The organism is Amycolatopsis jejuensis (assembly GCF_000717335.1).
Classification (GTDB): domain Bacteria; phylum Actinomycetota; class Actinomycetes; order Mycobacteriales; family Pseudonocardiaceae; genus Amycolatopsis; species Amycolatopsis jejuensis.
The window spans coordinates 1-23,667 of record NZ_JNYZ01000009.1 but is presented as its reverse complement, the minus strand read 5'-3'; the positions used below and the strand labels follow the sequence as shown (position 1 = coordinate 23,667).

General features: G+C 67.3%; 19 protein-coding genes. 14 read left to right on the top strand and 5 right to left on the bottom strand.

What is annotated here, in order from left to right:
• Positions 1 to 148: 148 nt before the first annotated feature.
• From pdhA to OO71_RS12615, 8 genes are all read left to right on the top strand, one after another.
• Positions 149 to 1,354: a pyruvate dehydrogenase (acetyl-transferring) E1 component subunit alpha gene (gene pdhA / locus OO71_RS12650; protein ID WP_033289943.1), complete on the top strand. Its 1,206-nt coding sequence runs from the start codon at positions 149 to 151 to the stop codon at positions 1,352 to 1,354.
• Positions 1,351 to 2,343: an alpha-ketoacid dehydrogenase subunit beta gene (locus OO71_RS12645; protein WP_033289942.1), complete on the top strand. Its 993-nt coding sequence runs from the start codon at positions 1,351 to 1,353 to the stop codon at positions 2,341 to 2,343. The genes pdhA and OO71_RS12645 overlap by 4 nt, the downstream gene beginning before the upstream one ends.
• A gap of 16 nt (positions 2,344 to 2,359) precedes the next feature.
• Positions 2,360 to 3,721: a dihydrolipoamide acetyltransferase family protein gene (locus tag OO71_RS12640; protein WP_033289941.1), complete on the top strand. Its 1,362-nt coding sequence runs from the start codon at positions 2,360 to 2,362 to the stop codon at positions 3,719 to 3,721.
• A 108-nt stretch (positions 3,722 to 3,829) separates the two neighbouring features.
• Positions 3,830 to 4,396 (top strand): TetR/AcrR family transcriptional regulator, encoded by a 567-nt coding sequence (locus OO71_RS12635; RefSeq protein ID WP_033289940.1) that lies wholly within the window; start codon positions 3,830 to 3,832, stop codon positions 4,394 to 4,396.
• Positions 4,396 to 6,348, top strand: coding sequence for an ABC transporter ATP-binding protein (locus OO71_RS12630; protein WP_156096275.1), 1,953 nt, complete (start codon positions 4,396 to 4,398; stop codon positions 6,346 to 6,348). The genes OO71_RS12635 and OO71_RS12630 overlap by 1 nt, the downstream gene beginning before the upstream one ends.
• Positions 6,345 to 7,526: a hypothetical protein gene (locus OO71_RS12625; protein ID WP_033289939.1), complete on the top strand. Its 1,182-nt coding sequence runs from the start codon at positions 6,345 to 6,347 to the stop codon at positions 7,524 to 7,526. Before OO71_RS12630 ends, OO71_RS12625 begins: the two co-directional genes overlap by 4 nt.
• Positions 7,527 to 7,535: 9 nt before the next feature.
• A complete protein-coding gene (locus OO71_RS12620; RefSeq protein WP_033289938.1) occupies positions 7,536 to 8,033 on the top strand; it encodes a P-loop NTPase family protein in 498 nt (165 codons plus the stop codon).
• A gap of 44 nt (positions 8,034 to 8,077) precedes the next feature.
• Positions 8,078 to 8,545, top strand: a complete 468-nt coding sequence (locus OO71_RS12615) for an FxsA family protein (RefSeq protein ID WP_033289937.1) — start codon at positions 8,078 to 8,080, stop codon at positions 8,543 to 8,545.
• Between the two features lie 26 nt (positions 8,546 to 8,571).
• Here OO71_RS12615 and OO71_RS48750 read toward each other — a convergent pair whose 3' ends face one another.
• Positions 8,572 to 9,762: a YDG/SRA domain-containing protein gene (locus OO71_RS48750; protein WP_162186067.1), complete on the bottom strand. Its 1,191-nt coding sequence runs from the start codon at positions 9,760 to 9,762 to the stop codon at positions 8,572 to 8,574.
• 117 nt (positions 9,763 to 9,879) lie between these two features.
• Between OO71_RS48750 and OO71_RS12610 the strand changes: the two genes are divergently transcribed.
• From OO71_RS12610 to OO71_RS12595, 4 genes are read left to right on the top strand one after another with little or no spacing between them, the layout of a single operon-like run.
• Complete coding sequence (locus tag OO71_RS12610; RefSeq protein ID WP_033289936.1) at positions 9,880 to 11,424, top strand: TIGR02677 family protein; 1,545 nt, start codon at positions 9,880 to 9,882, stop codon at positions 11,422 to 11,424.
• Positions 11,421 to 12,614 carry a TIGR02678 family protein gene (locus OO71_RS12605; protein ID WP_033289935.1) on the top strand — a complete coding sequence of 398 codons (1,194 nt, stop codon included), beginning with the start codon at positions 11,421 to 11,423 and terminating at the stop codon, positions 12,612 to 12,614. Before OO71_RS12610 ends, OO71_RS12605 begins: the two co-directional genes overlap by 4 nt.
• The gene (locus tag OO71_RS12600; RefSeq protein ID WP_084144909.1) at positions 12,611 to 16,726 is read left to right on the top strand and encodes a TIGR02680 family protein; all 4,116 of its coding nucleotides are present in this window, start codon (positions 12,611 to 12,613) and stop codon (positions 16,724 to 16,726) included. Before OO71_RS12605 ends, OO71_RS12600 begins: the two co-directional genes overlap by 4 nt.
• Positions 16,723 to 17,967: a TIGR02679 family protein gene (locus OO71_RS12595; RefSeq protein WP_033289934.1), complete on the top strand. Its 1,245-nt coding sequence runs from the start codon at positions 16,723 to 16,725 to the stop codon at positions 17,965 to 17,967. The genes OO71_RS12600 and OO71_RS12595 overlap by 4 nt, the downstream gene beginning before the upstream one ends.
• A gap of 2 nt (positions 17,968 to 17,969) precedes the next feature.
• Here OO71_RS12595 and OO71_RS12590 read toward each other — a convergent pair whose 3' ends face one another.
• Positions 17,970 to 18,515, bottom strand: a complete 546-nt coding sequence (locus OO71_RS12590; RefSeq protein WP_033289933.1) for an SCP2 sterol-binding domain-containing protein — start codon at positions 18,513 to 18,515, stop codon at positions 17,970 to 17,972.
• A 58-nt stretch (positions 18,516 to 18,573) separates the two neighbouring features.
• Positions 18,574 to 19,209 carry an SCP2 sterol-binding domain-containing protein gene (locus tag OO71_RS12585; RefSeq protein ID WP_033289932.1) on the bottom strand — a complete coding sequence of 212 codons (636 nt, stop codon included), beginning with the start codon at positions 19,207 to 19,209 and terminating at the stop codon, positions 18,574 to 18,576.
• A 120-nt stretch (positions 19,210 to 19,329) separates the two neighbouring features.
• On the opposite strand from OO71_RS12585, the gene OO71_RS12580 reads away from it, so the two are divergent.
• Positions 19,330 to 19,989, top strand: coding sequence for a TetR/AcrR family transcriptional regulator (locus tag OO71_RS12580; RefSeq protein WP_033289931.1), 660 nt, complete (start codon positions 19,330 to 19,332; stop codon positions 19,987 to 19,989).
• On the opposite strand, the gene OO71_RS12575 is transcribed toward OO71_RS12580, so the two are convergent.
• Together OO71_RS12575 and OO71_RS12570 are read right to left on the bottom strand one after the other, a co-directional pair.
• Positions 19,978 to 20,805 (bottom strand): MaoC family dehydratase, encoded by an 828-nt coding sequence (locus tag OO71_RS12575; protein WP_033289930.1) that lies wholly within the window; start codon positions 20,803 to 20,805, stop codon positions 19,978 to 19,980. The two genes, OO71_RS12580 and OO71_RS12575, sit on opposite strands and share 12 nt — an antisense overlap.
• Positions 20,806 to 20,808: 3 nt before the next feature.
• Positions 20,809 to 22,143, bottom strand: coding sequence for a 3-oxoacyl-ACP reductase (locus OO71_RS12570; RefSeq protein WP_033289929.1), 1,335 nt, complete (start codon positions 22,141 to 22,143; stop codon positions 20,809 to 20,811).
• Between the two features lie 94 nt (positions 22,144 to 22,237).
• Between OO71_RS12570 and OO71_RS12565 the strand changes: the two genes are divergently transcribed.
• A complete protein-coding gene (locus OO71_RS12565) occupies positions 22,238 to 23,527 on the top strand; it encodes an acetyl-CoA C-acetyltransferase (RefSeq protein WP_033289928.1) in 1,290 nt (429 codons plus the stop codon).
• Positions 23,528 to 23,667: the final 140 nt, after the last annotated feature.

The window sequence follows — 23,667 nt, the reverse complement described above, 5'->3', positions numbered from 1 at the left end:
GGCCGCCTTCGTGCCAGGATGTGCGCACGAACCGTCAACGCCGACGGAGGCCGGGCGCCTCGGACCCGAGGAGCCGGTCCCCGCCGGTGCAGTCTCTGTGACCGCCACAAGCGGCCGTCAGCGGCGCCGACACCGAGGAGAACAACGCATGCCGTCCGAACAGTGGACGCACCCGGAGCCTGGAGACGGGCCGGCCGCCGTAGCGGCCCAGCCATCCCCCGAACAGGTGATCGCCGGTTTGCGAGCAACCAGTGAAGGTGGCGCTGAGCTCACTCAGCTGCTCACCCCCGAGGGCCAGCGGGTCCCGTCAGCCCGCTTCGACCGCTACGTCGCCGACGTGGACACCGAAGCACTCAAGAACCTCTACCGCGACATGGTGCTCGTGCGCCGCGCGGACCGTGAGGCCAATGCCATGCAGCGCCAGGGCCAGCTCGGCATCTGGGTCCCGCTGCTCGGCCAGGAAGCCGCGCAAGTCGGCTCCGGCCGCGCACTGCAGCCGCAGGACATGGCCTTCCCGAGCTACCGCGAGCACGGTGTCGCGTACACGCGCGGCGTCGACATGCGGGATCTGATCGGGATTTTCCGCTGCACCGACCACAGTGGCTGGGACTACCAGGCGCACCGGTTCCACCCGTACACCATCGTCATCGGCAACCAGGTCCTCAACGCCGCCGGGTACGCCATGGGGCAGAAGTTCGAGGGCAAAGTCGGAGACGACGGCGGCGAAGCGACGATCTGCTACTTCGGTGACGGCGCGACTTCGCAGGGCGACGTGCACGAAGGCTTCGTGTGGGCCGCGGTGTACGACGCGCCGCTGGTGTTCTTCTGTCAGAACAACCAGTGGGCCATTTCCGAGCCCACCGAACGCCAGTCGCGACTGCCGCTGTACCAGCGCGCTCGCGGGTACGGCTTCCCCGGCATCCGCGTGGACGGCAACGACGTCCTCGCCTGCCTCGCCGTCACGCGGTGGGCGCTGGAGGAATGCCGGCACGGCAACGGTCCGGTGCTGATCGAGGCGTACACGTACCGGATGGACGCGCACACCACCACCGACGACCCCAGCCGGTACCGGCTGTCCGACGAGCTGGAGGAGTGGAAGCTCAAGGACCCGATCGAGCGGGTACGGGCGCATCTGGCGCGTGGTGGCGGAGCGGGTCAGGACTTCTTCGACGACGTTCAGGCCGAGGCCGACCGGTTCGCGCAGCAGCTGCGTGACCACACGTTCAACATGCCCGAGCCGCCGCCGGAGCGGATATTCTCCAACGTGTACGCCGAACCCTCGGCGGCGCTCGATGCGCAGCGCGAGGAGTTCCTGTCCTACCTCGACGGTTTCGCGACGGCGGGTGAGCACTGATGGACCTGCAGAAGCTCACGATCGGCAAGGCGATCAACCTCGGCCTGCGGCGGGCCATGGAGGCGGACCCGAAGGTCCTGATCATGGGGGAGGACGTCGGCAAGCTCGGCGGCGTCTTCCGGATCACCGACGGGCTGCAGAAGGACTTCGGTGAGCAGCGCGTGCTGGACACGCCGCTCGCCGAGTCGGGCATCATCGGCACCGCGGTCGGCCTTGCCGTGCGCGGATTCCGGCCGGTGTGCGAAATCCAGTTCGAGGGATTCATTTTCCCCGGCTTCGACCAGATTTCCTCGCAGCTCGCGAAACTGCATTACCGCACTCAGGGCAAGATCAAGATGCCCGTGGTGATTCGCGTGCCATTCGGCGGCGGGATCGGCGCGGTGGAACACCATTCGGAATCGCCGGAATCGCTGTTCGCGCACATTGCCGGGCTCAAGGTGGTTTCGGTGTCGAATGCCGTGGACGCCTACTGGGGCATCCAGGAGGCAATTCGCTCGGACGACCCGATCCTCTTTTTCGAGCCCAAGAAGCTGTACCACTCGGGCGCGCTGAAAATGGAGGTCGATACCGAAACGGCGCCGGAGCGGGTGTTTTCGTCGGCCGTCGTGCGCTCGGGCAGCACCGCGACGGTGGTCGCGTACGGCCCGTCGGTGAAGGTGGCGCTCGACGCCGCGGCTGCCGCTGCGGACGAAGGTAAATCGCTGGAAGTCATCGACCTGCGCACACTCTCGCCGCTCGATCTCGGGCCGGTGTTCGAGTCGGTCCGCAAGACCGGACGGCTCATCGCGGTGAGCGAGGCGCCGTCGGAATCGTCGTTGACCTCGGAAATCGCTGCCCGGGTACAGCAGGAATGTTTTTACTCCCTGGAGTCCCCCGTACTGCGCGTGACCGGATTCGACACGCCGTACCCGCCATCGAAACTCGAGGAGCATTATCTCCCCGATCTCGACCGGGTCCTGCATGCGGTCGACCGTTCACTTTCCTGGTAAGGGGGTTCTTCCTGTTATGCCCGAGTACAAGCAATTTCCCCTGTCGGACACGGCGGAGGGACTCACCGAGGCCGACATTCTCGCTTGGCGCGTAAAGCCCGGCGACACGGTCACGGTCAATCAGATCGTGGTGGAGATCGAGACCGCCAAGGCTGCCGTCGAGCTGCCGATTCCGTGGGCCGGGGTGATCACCGAACTGCACGTGGAACCGGGGCAGACGGTGGAGGTCGGGACACCGATTCTCACCATGGACGTGGATCCTGGTGGGACGGCTGCTCCTGCTCCGGCTGCTCCCGCTGTTGTCGAGGCCGAGGAGGAGATGAAGCCGCTGGTCGGCTACGGCTCCAAGGCCGGTGGGACGAAACGGCGGGCTCGAAAGAACCCCAATGTGGCATTGGTTGCATCTGACGCACCCAATGCCACATTGGCTGCGTCGCATGCACCCAATGCCACATTGGGGCGTTCGCCGGAACCAGCGGCACCGGTGACGGCGAAGCTTGGTGGTGGTTACGTTCCGCTGGCCAAACCGCCGGTCCGCAAGCTGGCCAAGGACCTCGGCGTCGACCTGCATGCGCTCACCGGCAGCGCGGACGGCGGCGTGATCACGCGCGAAGACGTCGAGCGTGCGGCCAACGGGTCCGCCGTCCCGGCCGTGGTGGATGCCGGATACGACCCGGCGACCCGCGAGCGGCGGGTACCGATCAAGGGCGTCCGCAAGGCGACCGCGGCGGCGATGGTGCAGAGCGCGTTCAGCGCACCGCACGTCACGGAGTTCCTCACCGTCGACGTCACGCCCATGATGGACATGCGCGAGAAACTCAAAAAATCGCGCGAGTTCAGCGGGGTCAAGCTCACGCCGCTGGCGTTTGCGGCCAAAGCGGTGTGCCTGGCGGCGAAGCGGACGCCGGACGTCAACGCGGTGTGGGACGAGGCCGCGCAGGAGATCGTCTACCAGGATTACGTGCACCTCGGCATCGCGGCGGCGACCCCGCGCGGGCTCGTGGTGCCGAAGATCCGTGACGCGGATTCCTTGTCGCTCAAGGAGTTGGCGGTCGCGCTCACCGAGCTCACCGACGTCGCGCGCGAGGGCAAAACCACTCCCGCGGCGATGCTGGGCGGCACGTTCACCATCACCAACGTCGGCGTGTTCGGCGTCGACACCGGTACGCCGATCATCAACCCTGGTGAGTCGGCGATCCTGGCGGTCGGCGCGATCCGCGACACGCCGTGGGTGGTCGACGGGGAGATCCAGGTGCGCAAGGTGATGCAGTTGTCGCTGAGTTTCGACCACCGGGTGGTCGACGGGCAGCAGGGGTCGGAGTTCCTCGCCGACGTCGGTGCGCTGCTCGCCGATCCGGCGGTGGCGATCACGTACTGACCCGGAAGGCCGCGTCGTCCAGGCGCGGCCTTTCGCTTGCCCGGTTGACGGAGTGAGCGCTCACTCCGTACGGTGGTCGTCGTGGAGACGAGAAAACGTGCGCCGGGGATGGCGCCCGACGACCGGCGGCGGATGATCGTGCGCGCGGTGCTGCCGCTGGTCGTCGAGCACGGCCGGGCGGTCACCAGTGCGCAGATCGCCAGGGCGGCCGGGATCGGCGAGGGCACCATTTTCCGGGTGTTCCAGGACAAGGACCAGCTGGTCGACGCGTGTGTGGTGGCCGCGCTCGACCCGGCGGAGGCGTTGGAGATGATCGGCGAGATTCCGGCCGAACTGCCGCTGGAGAAGCGGTTGGCAGAGGCCGCCGAGGCGTTGCGCGCGCACCTGCAGCGGATCGGCGCGGTGATGGCGGCGACGATGAAGGGCGGGCAGCGCGCGGAGGAGCTGCGCAACCGCCGGGCGCCGACCGGGGACAGCAGGCGTGAATCGTTCGAGGCAATGCAACGCGCGGTGCGGGAACTGTTCGTGCCCGACGCCGAACGCTTGCGGCTGCCGGTGGACAAGGCTGCGTCGCTGTTCTTGTCGCTGCTGTTCACGCATTCCCGGCCGGTGCCGGGTACCCCGACGACCGACGAGATGATCGACGTCTTCCTGCACGGCTCGGTGCGGAAGTGATGCCGGGCGGGCGGGATGCCGCCCTGCTCTTCGCCGGCCGCCGCGGTCGCCGCCGTCCACCGCAGACGGTGCCGGACAGCGGGCTCACCGGCCCGGTCGACATCCCCGAACCGGAGCAACCCGACCAGCCTCGCGACCTGAGATCCCGGCTGACGCGAATGCGGACGTCGATTGCGGGTACCGTGCGCGGGTTGCCCAAGGTCGTGAAACTGACGTGGCAGGCCAGTCCGGCGTTGACCATTCTGCTCGCGCTGGTCACTTTGGTGTCCGGGCTTTTGCCGACAGCGACGGCGTATATCGCGAAAATCCTGCTCGATTCGGTGGTCGCCGCCATTCAGCACCGGGGGACGACCGGGGAAATCGTCCGGATCACATTGTTCCAATTCGGCGTACTGGCGGCGACTGCGATCAGCAGCGCGATCACGTCCATTGCGCAGTCCCTGTTGCAGGAACGGATGACGCTCACCATCCGGCACCGGGTCATGCAGCATGCGAGTGATTTACACCTGGCGTATTTCGAGGGTTCGGCGTCTTACGACATGCTGCGGCAAGCGGCGCAGGAAGCGCCGACGCGGCCGTTGTCGATGATGAACTCCGCACTCGGCCTGGTCCGGACCATGATCACGTTCGCCAGCATGATCGCCCTGCTTGTAGCCATCAGCCCGCTGCTCGCGCTGGTCGCGTTGCTGGCCCCAATCCCGGCTTTCGTGTCGCAGTCGAAATACGGGTCACGCGCATTCTGGCTCACGTTCCTGATGTCGCCGATCAAACGGCGGATGGATTATCTGTCTTCTTTGGTCACCACGGACACGTACGCCAAGGAGACCAAACTCTTCGGCCTTGGCCCGTATTTCGTGGACCGGTTCCGGAAACTGGGCGTGGTGGCCTACGAGCGGCAGCGGAAGCTGACCGTGAAACGCAATGTCAGCTCGACGTCGTGGGGTTTGCTGAGCACGTTCGCCGGGTCGGCAATTGCGTTGTACATCGCCTTGGAAGCCGTCGGCGGACGGCTCACGCTCGGCGATCTCGCGTTGTACACCGCGGCGGCGACTTCCGTGCAGACGTCGGTGACCGGGTTGTTCACCGCATTTTCCGGAATGTATGAGAACAATCTGTACCTGGACACGCTCTACAAGTTCCTGGACACGAAACCGGAGATCACCAAACCGGCCCGGCCGCGGCCGTTGCCGTCCACTGTGGAGGGTCACATCCGGTTCGAGTCGGTGAGCTTCAGCTACCCGGGTGCGGACGAACCCGCGCTGCACGGCGTGAGTTTCGAGATCCGGCCGGGCGAAACGGTGGCCGTGGTCGGGCGCAACGGCGCAGGCAAGTCGACGTTGTTCAAGCTGCTGTGCCGGCTGTACGACCCGACGGCAGGCCGGATCCTGCTCGACGGCGTGGACATCCGCGAGTACGAACCCGACGAATTGCGTACCCAGATCAGCGCGATGTTCCAGGATTACGTGACATACCAGGGCACCGCTGCGGAAAACATCGGTCTCGGCGACCTCACCCGCCTGACCGACCGCACGCACATCGAGGACTCCGCCCGCCGCGCCGGCGCCGACGAACGCATCACCCGCCTGCCGTCGGGGTACGACAGCCCGCTCGGCCGCTGGTTCGACCAGGGCGTCTCGCTGTCGGGCGGCGAATGGCAGAAAATCGCGCTGGCGCGGGCTTTCCAGCGCGAGGCCCCGATCCTGATCCTGGACGAGCCGACGTCCGCCCTGGACGCCCAGGCCGAGCACGACTTGTTCGCCCGGCTGGACAGTCTGTCCGACGGCCGCACCACGCTGTACATCTCGCACCGGTTCTCGACGGTTCGCCAGGCCGAGCGAATCCTGTTGCTGGACCACGGAAAGGTAGCGGAGTATGGGACGCACGAGGAATTGATGGCTGCTGGGGGAGGGTATGCGGAGTTGTTCACCTTGCAAGCGCAGGCGTATGTGTGAAGCGTCCTGACCTGGTCCTGTCGCTGGTGATCGCGGCCGGAATCCTGGGGTCGCCGTTCTACAACACCGCTCTGGTGCGGGAACAGCTGATCGGCTCCGCGCCGGTGAGCGCGCTCGGCAGCGTGGTCGTACTGTGCACCGGCCTGGCGCTGGCCTGGCGGTCAACGCTGCGGCGCGGGTACCTGTGGGCCCAACCGGCCACGCTGACCTGGGGCGATTTCGACGGCCGCCGCCCGGTCGTGCTCACTCGGCGGCTCCTCTTGGATTGGGCCGCCCGATTCGGCGTGGCCGCGTATTTCTTCGCCGTTTCGGGAATGCTCATCGGGTTCCCGGCATCGCTGCTCGGTCCGATCGCCCTGTACCTCACGGTGGCCGCGCTGGCGCTGGTGATGGGCCGCCGCCCGCCGTTTCCGGGCGAATCACTGCTGCCGCTCACCCTGGCCTTCGCGCTGGTGGTTCCACTGTGGACGTACGCGCTGGCAGCCGGTCTCGCCGCGGCCGCGCTGGCCTGGTCGCCGCCGCGGCCGCACACCGCGTGTCGGCGGACCTTGGTCCGGCAGTTCACCGAACGCATGGTGCGCCGGACGTCGGCCGCCTTCCTGGACGTCTGGGCGCTGCTCCCGGCCGGACGCCCGGTCCCGTGGCGAATCGGCCTGGCCGGCCGGTTCGTGGTGACGCGATACGTCGTGATGGGGACCCTCGCGCGCCGGCATGCGCTCGGTCTGCCGGTGTTCCTGGCCCTCGCGGTACTCGCCGCGCACGTGACGTTTCCCGCGGTCAGCGCGGTCTGGCTGCTCGGACTCGGCGGGTACCTCGCGCTGCTGCCGTTCACCGCCCCGGTCGCCCAGCTGCATCGGGTACCCGCATTGCGGCGGTGGCTGGATGTCCCGAACCTGCGCCTGCATGCGGTGACCTGCGGCTTTCTGTCCTTGTTGGCTCTGGCGTGGGCCGGGGTGGTGCTGCTGCTGGGGGTACCGGTGCCGGCAGGCGCGCTGGTGGCAGTGCTGGTCGCCGCGCTGTCCGCGGTGCGCTCGGTGACGCGGGGCCCGCTGGACTTCAGCTCGATGGGGATGGTGTTGTACGAGGGAGTCCTGATCCCGGCCGGCCTGGTGCGGCAGCTGGTACGGGGGCCGGATCTGCTGGTGATCGGGCTGGTCGTGGCGAGTCTCGTTTTCTAGGCTGGCGGGATGGGTCGGCGCATTGTGGTGCTGGGTTGTTCCGGCAGCGGGAAGTCCACATTGGCCCGGCAGCTGGGCGCGACCCTCGGCGTGCCGGTCACCCATCTGGACCGGCTGTTCTGGCGCCCGGGCTGGGTGCAAGCGCCGTTCGAGGAGTTCCGCGCCGGGGTCGCCAAGGCGGTGAGCACGGGCGCTTGGGTCATCGAGGGGAACTACAGCAAGACCCTCGATTTACGCTTGCCGCTCGCCGACACCGTCGTGTTCCTGGACCCTCCGCGCGCCGTCTGCATGGTCCGGGTACTGCGCCGCCACCTGCGCGAACGTGGTCAGGACACGCAGGCCGCCGGATGCGTGTCGAAGGTGGACTTCGAGTTCGTCAAGTGGATCTGGCACTGGCGGCGCACCCACCGGAGCGCCCTGCTCCACCGCGTCGCAACCTCGCGGACGAGACAGGTACTGCTGCAGTCCCCCCGCGACGTCGCCGCATTCCTCGCTGACCTGCACTGATGCCGGTTCGGGAGCAAAACCGGGGCATCGTTCGTTCACTGGACATGGCTGTCGTGTTCCTGCTCTACGTCCTCGCCGAGGTCGCCGCGATCTGGGCGGTGGGCTCGGTAGTCGGTGTGCTGGGCACGATCGCCCTGCTGATCGCGGGCGCATTCGCGGGCTCGTGGCTGGCCCGCCGAGAAGGCGGCAAGGCGATGCGCGCGTTCGTCACCACGGCACAATCAGGCCGCAACCCGGAAAAAGAACTGACCGACGGCATGCTCGTCGCAGTGGGTGGCGTATTGATCATGCTACCCGGCTTCGTGAGCGACGTGCTTGGCCTGCTGTTCCTCCTCCCGCCGACCCGCTCGGTAGCCCGCCGGATGTGGCTCCGGAGGGCGGAGAAGCGCGCCATCAGGTACGCGAACCAGCGGAGGGGCCCGGTGATGGTGGTGGACAGCGAGGTAGTGACGGAGGAGCCCAAGCCGAAGGCGGCCCATCCGGTGATCGAGGGCCGGATTGTGGAGGGTTGAGCGAGCAGGCGGCAACGACCCAGCCGTCACGTCTTCAGCGCCGTCCTTCGGGCCGCTGCTCGATGGTAAGCGACGCTCTTCATATCAATTTCATGACCTGGCAACACGTGCAGTGAACCTGCCGGTGAACCATTTCGAATAAGTGACAGGTCATCCCGAATAATGATACCGCCCAAGTCAAAGAGGGCGTGGCAGTTCGGACAAAGACACAGCATGTTCCTCGGTTCGTCGTCGCCATTATGGGGGCTGCCGAGCGCTTTGATATGCGCACCCTCCGAATAAGTTCGATCACCCACCGCCAACTGGACTCGACACATCTGGCAGGTATCGCGGTACATGAGCTTGATCCCGCGCGCCACTCGAGTGACTCGGATCACCCGCTCGGCGACAACCGTCCGTCGGCCAGGCTGAGATTTTCCCGGAGGTAACGAGACTTCCTCATCTGTGGCTGATATCTCCACCGGAACCAGCGGTCCACTGAGCACATCAACGGTGAGAGTGGACATCCAGAAAAGGCAACGAACAAAACCATCATCGAGCCGAACCTGCTCGGCATGGTCCACCCGAAACAAACCATCGTAGCGATATCCAGATTTCGGTGCATAATCCGACCCAGGATGCGCGCCACGAACCACCCGGACAGAAGCGCCGGTAGTGCAACTGTTCAGCAAGGCCGCGTTACCGGGAGCAGCGAAGCTCTGATCGGCGATTTGCTTCTTGGAGTTCTTAGCGCGCCCACCGTGCCCGACGTAGAGAATCACGGAACCATAGTCCTGGTCGCCGTAACCGCCGGAAACGACGATCGACTCAGCGCCCGTCTGACCGGTGCCAACAATGCCAGCCTGCCCAGCCCGATGCGTGCCCCGTGCCTGGGCCGCACGTCGATCTACGAACGTCGTGCCCTCCGGTACCCCCGGAATCTCCCCGAACCGGGGAGCTGTCTCCCGATCGATGACCTCAAAGCCCAGGTCCGTCAGGCAAGTAAGGAACAACGCGATGGCTCCGTTGGCCTGGCTTGTCGGGAGCTTACCTCCGGTCGCCAAGTGATACGCTCGGCAGACAATCGCCCGGGCAGGGTAGGCGTATGGCTCAACCAGCAGGTCGTACCGTTTGTCCGACGGGAGCCCATACCGGGCAAGGAATTCGCCCTGCTGCAGCCGCTCAAACTCGACGACGGCGGCCCGCACGTGGTCGGCCCGAATGTCTGCAAATGCCATGCGCATCACTCTATGGCGGGACGCCGACAGAAGCCGCCGAGACTGACCGCCCAGCACCTCGGGATTCTGTCGGTGGTCACCCGTACCCTCTTAGACAGGCCGAGAAGAGGAGCCGAGGTGCAGGAATTCCAGCCGTTCGCGCACCTGACCGCACCCAACAGCACCCTCTACCGCCAGCTCATGCACGCATTCGTGCAGGCCAAGCGTCGCTTCACGGTGCACCTTCGGCCGGAGGACGTGCACGAAACGGTCACCGGGACCGAGCTCACCGCGGTCGCCGATTCACTCGCCCGGTTGGTGGAGTGGGGGAACCTCCGCGCGGATCCGGACACGAGCCGGGTCACCACGGTGGAGGACTTCCACCGGGCCCGATTCCTCTACCAGCTCACCGAACGTGGCGAGGCTGCCGAGCAGGCGATCGCCGCGTACGACGAGGCGCTTGGCCGGCGTGGCGCATTGCAGGCCGTCGCGTTGTCCGACATCGCCGGCCAGCTGCGGGCGTTGCTCGAGCTCGCTCGGCAGTCTCAGCCCGATCCGGCAAAAGTGCACCTGCTCCTTCGTGCACTGGTCGACCGATTCACCGACCTGGCGAGCAACGCGCAAGCGTTCATGGCGTCCCTGCAACGCACGATCGATCTGCACGACGCCGATGCCGACGCTTTCCGCGCCTACAAAGACCGGTTGATCGACTACCTCGAGCGATTCATCCGTGACCTGGTCGGCACGGGTGGCAAGATCACCGCCCTGATCGGCGAAATCGAGGAGCTCGGCGTCGGCGCGCTGCTTGACCTCACCGCCTGGCGTGAAGCGGAGGACGCCGCACCGGGCGAGGCGGCCGGTGTCGACGACCCCCGGCAGGTTGAGTTCGAACGTCTGCTGCCGCTGTGGCGGGACCGTTGGCAGGGCGTGCGTAGCTGGTTCATCAGCGAACAGCAGCACCCTAGCCAGGCGAAACTTCTCCGGTCACAGGCCAGGGCGGCTATTCCGCAGCTGCTCCAGGTCGTCGCAGCGCTCAACGAACGCCGGGCCGGACGGTCGGATCGGTCCGCCGATTTCCGCAGTCTGGCGAAATGGTTCGCACAGGCACCGGACGAGACATCAGCGCACCGGCTCTGGCGCTCGGCTTTCGGGCTGTCCGCCGCCCGGCACCTGACCGTGGACTCGGACACCCTCCGGGCCCGCGAAGAGAATCCGGTCCCAGCGAGCACGCCGTGGGCACAGGCACCACCGCTGGAGATTAGCCCTCGGCTGCGCAAGACCGGCAGTTACGAGCGGCGGGGCAAGCCGAACCGGGTGGTCGACCGCAGCAAACAACGTCGATACCTGGCCGCACTTGCCGCCCGCGAGGCAGCGGAGACCGCGGCCGCCCGAGCCGCGTTGGTCACCAGCCGGCCAACCCGGCTCGCCGACCTCGGCGAACTCGATCCGAACACCTTTCGGCTGTTCCTGACTCTGCTCGGGGACGCGCTCGCCGCCCGCACGCCGGGGCGGCGCAGCGTGGAAACCACGACCTCAGACGGCAGTATGTCCATCCGGCTGACAGCTGTCGACGGCGCTGGAGACGCCGCGATCAATACTCCACATGGCGTGTTCCGCGGACCGGATCACCTGGTGGAGATCGTCGACCTCACGGCGACCGACATCGAAGAAGCGGTCGGATGAGTTCGCTGGCTGATGCACTGTCCGCCTCCCACGTCGACGACTTCCGGCGGGCGGCACGCGCGCTCCTGCGCCGCCCGATCGTGCGGGCATCCGGTCCGGGTTCTGACGACTTCGCCGCGATCCGGCGGCACGCGAGCGAGCTGCGCGCCTGGTTCGACCGCAACACCGGCTGGCGCCTGCTTGTCGACAGCGAGGTCGCGCGCCTGGTCAAAACCGCAGCGACGACCACAGATCACACCCACCCAGCTCGGGACGTACGTGCCAAGCAGCCGTTCGGCCGCCGTCGGTACGTGCTGCTCTGCCTCGCACTGGCCACCCTCGACCGCGCGGACGCACAGATCACCCTCGGCCGGCTCGCCGAGCAAGTCGTCCTTGGCGCGGGTGATCCGGACCTGGTCGACGCCGGAATCGAGTTCACCCTGCGGGGCCGGGAAGAACGCGGCGACCTGGTTTCCGTAGTCCGGTTCCTGCTCGACCTCGGGGTACTCAGCCGCGTCGCAGGCGACGAGGACGCGTTCGTCAAAGACACCGGAGACGTGCTCTACGACGTAGAACGCCGCGTGCTGGGGGCACTGCTGGCCACACCGCGCGGGCCATCCACGATCCAGGCGGACAGCTTCGAAGCTCGCCTCGCCGCGCTGACCGGGGAGCTCCCACCCACCACGGAAGACTTGCGCAACCAGCGCATCCGTCACCAGCTGACCCGGCGCCTGCTAGACGAACCAGTGCTCTATTTTGACGAGCTGACGGAAGCGGAACTCACCTACCTCACCAGCCAGCGCGCCGCGATCACTTCCCGGATCGGGGAACTGACCGGGCTGGTCGCCGAAATTCGCGCCGAAGGCATCGCCATGGTCGACCCGGTCGACGACCTCACCGACGTCCGCATGCCCGAAAGCGGCACCGAAGGCCATGCCACCCTGCTGCTCGCGGAATATCTAGCCGGAACCGGTAATCGCCAGGTTCCGTTGCCCGAACTGCATGCCAAGCTCCGCGAGTTCGCTGCCATAAATCGCACCTACTGGCGTCGGGCCGCCGCTGAACCCGGCGCGGAAATCGAGTTGACGGCGCTTGCGTTGTCCCGGCTCGCAGCCCTGCGGCTGATCAGTCTGACTACCGAAGCGGCCACCGCTCGGCCTGCCCTGTCCCGGTACGCGCTGGCCGAAGTGACCATCCAGGAACGCCGATGACCCGAACTCTGCCTGAGCCGTCCCTGGAACGCTGGCAACCGTTGCGCGCCGGACTAGTCGACCTCTTCTACTACGACACCGAAGAGTTCCGGTTCCGCGATGGACGTCTGCTGCTGCGCGGCAACAATGGCACGGGCAAGTCCAAAGTGCTCGCCCTCATGCTGCCGTTTCTGCTCGACGGCGACCTGTCGCCGCATCGGGTCGAGCCGGATGCAGACCCGAAAAAGAAGATGGAATGGAACCTCCTGCTCGGTGGGGCACACCCCTACCCGGAACGGCTCGGGTACACCTGGCTCGAGTTCGGCCGCATCGACGACGACGGGATGCCTCGGTTCACCACCCTCGGTTGTGGGATGAAAGCGGTGTCCGGGAAAGGGATCGCCCGGCATTGGTACTTCGTCACCGAGCAGCGGGTCGGCGCTGATCTCGAGCTGGTCGACGCGACTGCAACAGCGTTGAGCAAGGATCGTCTCAGCGACGCGCTCGGCGAACACGGCACAGTCTACGAGCGCGCCCGCAACTACCGGCGCGCCGTCGACGAAGCGCTGTTCAGCTTCGGCGAACAACGATACGACGCGTTGGTGGACTTGCTCGTGCAGTTGCGGCAGCCTCAGTTGTCCAAGCGCCCCAGTGAAAAGGCACTGTCCGCAGCACTCACCGAAGCGTTGCCACCGCTTGATCAAGCCGTGGTCGCGGACGTTGCAGACGCGTTCCGCAGCCTCGAAGAAGACCGCAACTCCCTCGTCGCGATGACCGAAGCGCACCAAGCGGCGAATACGTTCCTGAGCCATTACAGCCGCTACGCGCGGATCGCCTCGCGGCGCCGAGCCGCGCTTCCGCGGGCAGCCCAAGTCACTTACCGGCGGGTCAGTGAAGACTTGACTGCCGCGGAAAATGCCTATGAACAGGCGAAAACGGCACTGGCTGCTGCGGAGGCGACGCTGGCCGAGCTCACCGCGACACGCAACCAATTGCAAACGCGCGACGCCGCCCTGCGTACTGGCCCCGAGATGCGCAGTGCGCAAGAGCTCGCGCGCGCCGCCGAAGACGCCCGTAAGGCCGGCGATGAGAAGACTCGACTCAAGGTCGCCCAGGACAAGGCCACCACCAAGTTCGCCATTCGTCGTGCCCAGGAAACCCGCGCAGCGGAACAATTGTCTAAAATCGACGCTGCGCTCAGCGATGCCCGGGAACACGCGAAGAGCGCCTCGACCGTGGCGAGGATCGACGCCCTGCATGCTGAACGCATCAACTCCCCGCTCGACACCGAACCCGAGGTTGCCCGGCTACGCTCGGCCGCCGATCAACTGGCCAAGCGGCAACAGCACGCCATCGAGCAAGTGACGAGGCTGATTCGCGCCGTCGATGCGGCCCAACGCACACTGGCCGAAACCCGACGCAAGGCCACCGACCTGGATGCGGAGGCAACTGAACTCGCGGAGCGGCGGGTCGAGGCAGAAAGCCGCATCGTCGAGTGCGGGCGAACGTTGGTCACGGCGATCCGCGAGCACCTCGACGGCGCCACCGAACTGCACCTTGTCGACCCGGCAAGCACGTTCGCCGAGCTCGAGCTCTGGATCGAGACGATGGCGGATGTAAATCCCGCCGCCGCCGCGGTGACCACTGCCGGACAAGCAGCAGCTGCGAACCTTGCCCGCACGGACGCCACACACGAAGCCGAGGAGCGCACCACGCGCGAGCGATCCGGCGAGCTCGTGGCGGAGATCGAACGGCTGGAGCGCGGTGAGGACAACGCCCCACCGACGCCCTACACCCGCCGGCACGCTGCCCGATCCGCTCGCTTCGGCGCCCCCTTTTGGCAGCTGGTCGACTTCGCGGCCGACGTGGCGCCTGCCGACCGCGCGGGCCTCGAAGCAGCGCTCGAAGCCGCCGGTGTCCTCGACGCCTGGGTCACCCCTGCAGGCGAGCTGCTTTCGCCAGATACCGAAGACGTTGTCCTCAGCCCGCGGCACACGATCGACGGCACGAGCCTGGCCACGGTGCTGACCCCCGCGGTTGATCGAGAAGATCCGCTGGCCGATGCGGTTTCCGACGCAACGGTGGCCGAACTGCTCGGCGCAATTGGGCTGGACGGGAGCGGCGAAACCTGGGTCAACACGGCCGGGGAGTACCAGATTGGTGTGCTGCGCGGAGCCTGGCACAAGCCGGCCGCGGAGTACGTCGGACGCGGCGCCCGGGAGGCCGCCAGACGGGCCCGGCTCGAGACACTGCTCGCCGAACTTGCCGAGGTCGAAGCAAAACTGAGCGCGCTCGCGCAGGAGCGAGGCAAGCTGCGGCAACGTCAGCACACGCTCAACAACGAGGTGTCCGGCATGCCGTCCGACGCTACCCTGCACGATGCACACTCCGCAGCCCAACGACTGGCCGACGATGTGCACCGGATGACGATAAGACAGTCGGACGCACAGGCCGCTGTGGTCGCTGCGAGCGAGGCCGCCGAGACGGCCCGGGCCACGCTCGCCGAGTCCGCAATGGACACCGGCTTGCCAACGACCAGCGCTGCACTCTCCGAAGTGGAGGATGGCCTTTCCGACTACCGGGTCGCGCTCGCTGGGCTTTGGCCCGTGCTCAACGCGGTTGCCGAGGCACGCCGCGCAGCGCAGCAAGCAACCGAAGAACGGGAAGAAGCCGATGCGGACCTCGCCGAGGTGGCGGACCGCGCGGCGACCGCGGAACAGACCGCGGCCACCACCGCTGAGCACCACCGGACGCTGCGCGAAACCGTCGGGGCGGCCGTCGCGGAGCTCGAAGCACGCTTGGCCGCAGTAGCGAAAGCCATAGCGGACAACGAAACTGCTGCGACCGGCGCCGGCCGGGAGCGTGACGTCGCGATCGATGCCCGGGGCAAGGCGGACGCTCTCCGCGGAAAACTCCGCGAGGACTTGCAAGGCGCAACCAAGGAACGCGCTGCAGCGACTGAATCCCTACGACGATTCGCACGGACCGGCCTGCTCGCGGTGGCGCTGCCCAACTTGCCGATCCCGGATCCGCTCGAAGCATGGGCGCCTGATCCGACCGTCCGGCTCGCCCGGCGGGTGAACGAGGAACTCGCTGACACCCCGGACGACGACAATGCCTGGGATCGCACGCAGAAGCAGGTCAACGACGAGCTCAAGAGCCTCACCGACACGCTGTCGCGCCAAGGCAGCCGGGTTTCCGGCGACCTGCTCGAAGACGGTCTGGTGGTCGAGGTCGAGTTCCGCGGAAAGCCGGCAACCATGCCGGAACTGACCACTGCGCTCGCCGCCGAGGTGGCTGACCGGGAGCGGCTGCTGAACGAACGCGAGCGGGAAATCCTGGAAAACCACCTGGTCAACGAAGTGGCGAGTACTCTGCAGGAGCTCATCACCACCGCCGAAGCCCAGGTCGCGCGCATGAATGTGGAGCTCTCCGAACGGCCGACCAGTACCGGGATGCGGCTGCGGCTTCAGTGGCGGCCCCGCGAGGACGGCCCGGCCGGGCTGGCCGCTGCCCGGGAGCGGTTGCTGCGCCAGACCGCCGACGCCTGGTCCGAGGAGGATCGAGCGGCCGTCGGCGCATTCCTGCAGGCCAGGATTGCGGAGGTGCGGGCACAGGACAGCTCCGGCACCTGGCTCGAGCACCTGACCACGGCACTGGACTACCGGGCCTGGAACCGGTTCGTCATCCAGCGCCACCAGAACGGCCAATGGAAACCGGCGACCGGCCCAGCCTCGGGCGGAGAACGGGTGCTGGCGGCCAGCGTGCCGCTCTTCGCGGCCGCATCGTCGCACTACGGCTCCGCCGGCAATCCGCATGCGCCGCGGCTGGTGACCTTGGACGAAGCATTCGCCGGCGTCGACGACAATGCCCGCGCGAAGTACCTCGGCCTGCTCGCCGCATTCGACCTCGACGTGGTGATGACAAGCGAACGAGAATGGGGCTGTTACCCGGAAGTGCCGGGCCTCGCCATCTCGCAGCTGTCCAGGACCGACGAAGTCGCCGCGGTACTCGTCACTAACTGGGAATGGGACGGCCGGCGGAAAATACTGGTCGAGCCTTCACCCACAGCGGCCATGGACGACCTGTGGAGCGACACCGATCAGCTCGCTCCGGACGACGAGCAGCAATGAACCATCAGCACCCCCCAGCACCTGCGGTCGACCGGGCGCGGCTGGCCCGGCTTCTCGGTACCGAACTGACATGGCTGGTCGAGCGCGTACGACGAAGGCTCGAACGGGGCGAAACGCTGGACACCACCATTACGCTCCCCGATGCCACCCTCGCTCAGCGCGACGCGGTGCACCGCCTGCTCGGACGGCGACCGCGGGCGGGAAACGCCCTGACGGTGGCGCTACCCGCGGTCGACGAAGTGCTCCGACGCTCCGGCGCCAGCCGTGAAGGACTCGTCGCTGCGGTGGTCGCGCTCGGCGGCCCGATCGTCGACCGCAGCGCGCACCGTGCCGCGGTGGAAACGGCCTGGCAGCAGGCTTTCGTCCCGGTTGCGGCGATCGTGCAGACGCGGCCGGAACTGGAAAGGTGGTACGAACGCCAGCACGCGACCGGGCTCGTCCGCAGGCTGGCTGTCACCCCGGAGACCGCTGCCCAGCTGCTCGCCGACCTCGCCAAGGTTCTCACTGAACTACCCGCATCCGGTGAACCTCTAGGGCACCTGGCCGCGCGCACCATCCAGGACGCGCACGGCCTCGACGACGGCAAACCTCTGGCCACACTCGCGCTGAGCGCCGCACGAGCGCTTGCCGAGGTATCCGACACCGCGACCAACCGGGAGGTCTGGGCCGCCGTCGGGGTGCTGCGCGATGAGGTGTCCAGCACCGTCCTCACCCTCGGCCTGTCTGGTGACCCGCAGACCACGACCGGCCAGGCCCTCGCTGCCTTCCACGCCGCGGGCGAGCCCGCGGTCCTGACCCTGCGTCAGCTCGTCCGGGACCCACCGCGGTTGACTGACCAGCTCGTCTTCGTCTGCGAGAACCCGGTCGTGGTCACCGCAGCCGCGGACCGCCTCGGGCCAGCCTGCCCGCCGCTGGTCTGCACCTACGGCCAGCCGGGAACGGCGGTCATGGCGCTCCTTCGAGCGCTTGCCGAGACCGGTGCCGAACTACGCCACCACAGCGATTTCGACTGGGGCGGCATCCGCATCGGCAACGTCCTTTTCGATCGGCTGCCGGTCCGACCGTGGCGGTTTGACGCCGCCGCATACCGGCAGGCCGCACGGCGTCCGAGCGCCGCCCTCAGCGGATCGCCGGTAGTGGCCCGTTGGGATCCCAAGCTGAGCGTCGCAATGACTGAGATCGGCAGCAAAGTCGAGGAAGAGATGGTGCTCGATTGGCTTCTCGACGACCTCGCCGGGTGAGCTCAGCCCGCATCACTCGGCTTCGGAATGTCGAAGTACCCCGACAATCGAACAGCCGGTGCGTACTCCCCCTTCACCTTCACCTTCCCCGTGACAAACATCGCCGCCACCGCTGCATTACCCGTCGCCATGCGGATGAAATCCTCGACTGACACCGTGATCGTCGTGTCTGGCGTGCGGGTCAGGTCGGTGCTCGACACGCACAAGCCGTCTTCGATGACCGTCTGGTAGCGGTCGTATTCGGCGCCGTTGGGGAAGCGCCAGGAGACCACGATGTCGATGTGGCGGGCGCGGTCCGGGCGGAAGTGTTCGGACATGCGGCGGAAGATCTCGTCCAAGAAGACTGCGCGCAGGTCCGCGTGGTCGGAGATGGCCTTCAGCTGGTCGCGGGTCGCGGCGGCTACCACGTCTACCAGTGCTTGCGTGGTGAGGGAGCTCAACTCGATGCCGGCGCCGGCGGTGCCCAGCATGTGCAGCGTTTCCAGGACCTGCACGAACTGTTCGGGGGTCAGCTTCCCGATCGACAACGAGCGCGCGAAGCCGTTCACCGCGTGCTCACCGGGGGAGCGCGCGGCGCGCGTGCGGGAACGCCAGCGGGGCACCGGGTCAGGCCGGTCGCGGGAGGTCGAAGTGGCTGGTGAGGCCGGCGGCGAAGGCCAGGTCACCCTTCACCTTCAGTTTCCCCGTGACGAACAGGACCGCGGGGGTCGCCTGGTGGGTGATGATGCGGAAGAAGTCCACTGGGGAAAGCGTGATCGTCACCCGGGGTTTCTCGCGCATTTCGCGGGACACCGTGCACGAGCCGGAGGAAATCACTGTCTCGTAGCGGTCATAGCCACCGGCGCCGGTGCCGCCGGACAGGCGCCAGTGCACGACCGCGTGCAACGAACGCGCACGGATGTGCGCTCCCATGCGCGCGAAGATCTCGTCCAGTACCCGTTCGCGCAGCGTGCGCTCGGCGACCACGGCTTCCAGCTGTGCCCGTGACGCGCGCGCGACCAGCGTGGCGAACCTCGTCGGGTCGACCTTTTCCAGTGCGAACGCGGGTGCGCGCTCGGCCAGCCGGACCAGAGTGGCCAGCAGCCTGCTGACGTCGTCGCGGCCGAGTTCGCGGGGGTCGATGGCGTCGGCGACCGCGTTGACGTCCAGGTCGCTCACGTCGGCGCGCTCCAGTGCGTCCAGCAGCGCGACCCCGCGCAGGCCGGCCAGGTCGACGCTGGTCGCCTCCGGGTTGTCCGCCATCTTCCACCCCTTCCGGAACTTTCCGACATAAGGCTACCGATGAGTAGGTAGCCCGGCAAGCACGCTGGGGGCAGGGCGCCGGGTACCGTTTCCTGCCAGCGAGAGGGAGGTCGAAGCACTGTGCCCGACGAAGATCAGCGCCAACCCGAGCGAGCCCGGCGGCTGCCGCGGGCGGTCCGCGAACGGCAGATCCTGGACGCCGCGGTGCAGGTGTTCTCCCGGCACGGCTACCACTCGGCGTCGATGGACGAGATCTCCGAGGTCGCGGGCGTCTCCAAGCCGATGATCTACACCTATCTCGGCTCGAAGGAAGACCTCTTCGGCAAGAGCATCCAGCGCGAGGCGACGCGTCTGCTGGAGGCCATCCAAGCCGGGGTACAGCCCGACCTCCCGCCGGACATGCAGCTCTGGCACGGCCTGCGCTCGTTCTACCGGTTCGTCGCCGAATACCGCGAGTCGTGGACGGTGCTGCATCGCCAAGCCCTCACCGTCGGTGGCACGTTCGCGGCGGAAATCACCGCGATGCGGATGCGGGCGATCGAGCTGGTCGCGGCCCTCGTGGTGGCCGCGGGTACGCGCAAGGGCCTCGGCGAACAGGCGGAGTTCTCGGGCACCGGGTTGGCCGCCGCGCTGGTCGGCGCCGCCGAATCCCTTGCCGACTGGGCACTGGACCACCCGGAAATCTCCGACGGGGTCCTCGCGTCCTGGCTGATGAACCTGGTGTGGCTCGGGTTCAACGACCTCGTGGAAGGGCAGGTCTGGAAACCGTCAGAGGGGTGAAATCACCCCGTCCAAATGCGGTTTCTCCCCCCGCCAAAGCTCAAACGCCCACCCCTCCGCGGTCTGCCACGTCGTGAACTCCGCGCGGGCCGGGAGTAGTACCGGCTGCTTGAACCGCACCGCAACGCTGAACCCGTCCGGCAGCCGGCCCTCGAACGACGCCAAAGCATGCGCCTTCGTCCACATTCCGTGCGCGATCGCCCTGGGAAAGCCGAACATTCGCGCGGTCAGGGCGTGCAGGTGGATCGGGTTTCGATCGCCGGACACCTCGGCGTAGCGGCGGCCGATGTCGGCCGGGACGTGCCACAACGCGGTCGGCGCCGGGGGCGTCAGCTGGGTGCGCCTGGCCGACGCGCCGGTACCCGAGCGGCGCAGGTACGTCGACACCTCGGTCCACACCGGATCGACGCCGGAAAAGACCTCGCTCACCATGTCGAACTGGCGGCCTTTTTCGTGCGCACGCAGGTTTTCCGCGCGGACGCTCACCCGGAACGTCTCGCCCAGCTGCAGCGGACGGCGTTGCGTGATCCGGTTCTCCACGTGTACCAGGCCGAGCAGCGGGAAGGGGAAACCCGGCTCGGTCATCAGCGCCATCTGCAGTCCGAACACCAGCATGTGCGGATACGTCACCGGCAAGGTGTCCGAAAAACGGAATCCGCAGACCTCGTTGTACGCCGCGACGTGCGCCGGGTCGACGACGACTTCCGGGCGCACGAACTCGGTGTCCGGTAAGGAAGAAGAGCCGCCGCGGCGAAGCAAGGCTTTGGGGTACAGCGTGGCGAGGCTCGGGGCGCTCGTCAGCTCACGAACGGACATGGCTCACGCTCCCAGCAAAGCCTGGCCGCACACGCGCACCAGGTTTCCGTTGACCGCCGCCGACGCCGGGCTTGCGTACCACGCAATCGTTTCCGCGACGTCCACTGGCAGCCCGCCCTGACCGAGGCTCGACAGCCGCCGTCCGGCTTCGCGGATGAAGAGCGGCACCGCGGCCGTCATCTTGGTCTCGATGAACCCCGGCGCGACCGCGTTGATCGTGCCGCCGTACTCCGCGAGCTGCGGCGTGCCGACGTTCACCATCCCGATCACGCCCGCCTTCGACGTCGCGTAGTTCGTCTGCCCCACATTCCCCGCGATTCCGGCGATCGACGACACCCCGATGATCCGGCCGTTCTCGCGCAACACCTGGTCGCCCAGCAGTTTGTCGTTCACCGCGAGCTGTGCGGACAGGTTCACCGCGAGGACCGCGTCCCACCCGCTTTCGGTCAGGTTGCCGAGAGTCTTGTCGCGCGTGATACCCGCGTTGTGCACGACGACGTCGACGCCACCGTGCCGTTCGACCAGGTATTCGGCGAGCTTCGCGGGCGCGTCGGCCGCCGTGATGTCCAGCTGCAGCGCCGAACCACCGATCCGATTGGCCACTGTGGACAGATCGCCGCCCTGCGCCGGGATGTCGAGCGCCACGACGTGGGCACCATCGCGGGCCAGGGTTTCGGCAATCGCCTCGCCGATCCCTCGCGACGCGCCGGTGACCAGCGCGACCTTGCCGTCCAGCGGTTTGTCCCAGTTTTCCGGCGCGGGCGCGGTCTTGACGTGCGTGCCGACGCGGATCACCTGCCCGTCCACGAACGCCGACTTCGCCGACAGCAGGAACCGCAGCGTCGACTCGGCGGCTTCCTCGGCGCCCTCGGCCACGTACACGAGCTGCGCCGTCGCGCCGCGCTTGAGCTCCTTGCCGACCGACCGGACGAACCCCTCCAACGCGCGCTGCGCAATCCGCTCGCGCCCCTCGGCCAGCTCCGGCGGCGTGCCCAGCACGACGACCCGCCCGGACGCCCCGACCTTGCGGATCACCGGATGGAAGAACCTGTACACCTCACGCAAGCCGGCCGGGTCCGTGATGCCGGTGGCGTCGAAGACGAGTGCCGCGTGCCGGTCTGCCGGTGCGGAGAGCACCTCGATCCCGGCTCCGGTGAGCTGGGCGCGGACGGTCTTCTCCAGCCTTCCGCCGGGCGCCGCGCCGAGAAGTGCGGGACCCTCGAGGGCGGGCTGGCCGGGACGGTACCGGCGCAGCGTCGCGGGATTGGGCAGGCCGAGCTTCGGCACCACGAACTTCCCCAGCGGGGTCTTCGTGAACTGCTGGTACCTGTCCGCCATCACGTGCCTCCCGTGCTGTCTGCGTCACGTCGCAGTCTAACCTACTCGCTAGTAGGTTACAGTGTGAAAGGGACGACTCAGAGAGGTGGACGTCATGGCGACGAGGAAAGCGCCGGCCGTACGCAAGGTCGCGATCGTCGGCGGGAACCGGATCCCGTTCGCGCGGTCGAACGGGCCCTACGCGCGGGCCTCGAACCAGGACATGTTCACCGCCGCGCTCGACGGCCTGGTCAGCCGCTTCTCGCTGCAGGATGAGCTCATCGGCGAGGTCGCCGCGGGGGCAGTGCTCAAGCATGCCAAGGACTTCAACCTCGCCCGCGAAAGCGTGCTCGGCAGCAGGCTTTCGCCCGCGACCGCGGCGTCGGACGTCCAGATGGCGTGCGGCACGGGACTGCAGGCGGTGATCAACGTCGCCCACAAGATCGCTCTCGGGGAAATCGATTCGGCGATCGCGGGCGGCGTGGACACGACGAGTGACGCCCCACTGGCGGTGAACGCCGACCTGCGGCAGATCCTCGTCCGGCTCAACGCGGCGAAGACGCTGGCCGACCGGCTCAAGCTGGTCGCGAAGATCCGGCCCGGGCACATCGTGCCGGAGATCCCGCGCAATGCGGAGCCGCGGACCGGGCTGTCGATGGGGGAGCATGCCGCGCTCACCGCGGCGGTTTGGGACATCACTCGCGAAGCGCAGGACGAGCTCGCCGCGGCCAGCCACCGCAACCTCGCCGCAGCTTACGAGCGTGGCTTCTTCGACGACCTGGTCACGCCGTTCCTCCGACTTACCCGCGACCAGAACCTGCGTGCGGATTCAACGGTCGAGAAGCTCGCCAAGCTCAAGCCGGTTTACGGCGGGGCGAACGGGACCATGACGGCGGGCAACTCGACGCCGCTCACTGATGGCGCGTCGACGGTGCTGCTGGCCACTGATCAGTGGGCCAAGGCGCACAAATTGCCGGTGCTGGCGTATTTGACGTTCAGCCAGACTGCGGCGGTCGACTACGTCCATGGTGCCGAAGGGCTGCTGATGGCACCTGCGTATGCCGTGCCGCGGATGCTCGAGCGAGCTGGATTGTCGTTGCAGGACTTCGATTTCTACGAGATCCACGAGGCGTTTGCGTCACAGGTGCTCGCCACGCTCAAGGCGTGGGAGGACCCGGCCTTCGCCAAGGAGAAGCTGGGGCTGGACGCGCCGCTCGGTTCGATCGACCGCACGAAGCTCAACGTGAACGGCTCGTCGCTGGCGGCCGGGCACCCATTCGCCGCGACCGGCGGCCGGATCGTGGCGACGCTCGCGAAACTGTTGCATGAGAAGGGATCCGGCCGCGGCCTGATCTCCATCTGCGCGGCCGGCGGCCAGGGCGTGACGGCGATCCTGGAGAAGTAGCGCTCCCGCCGGTTCCCTGAAACCCACGTCCGTGAAGGGAACCTTGGGTTTTAACGTCGGGGTTGTGGGTGGTGGCCCTGGTTGATCATGGGTGCAGCCCTTGGTTGATGATCTCTTCTTGTCTAGGGAAGAGGGTCGAG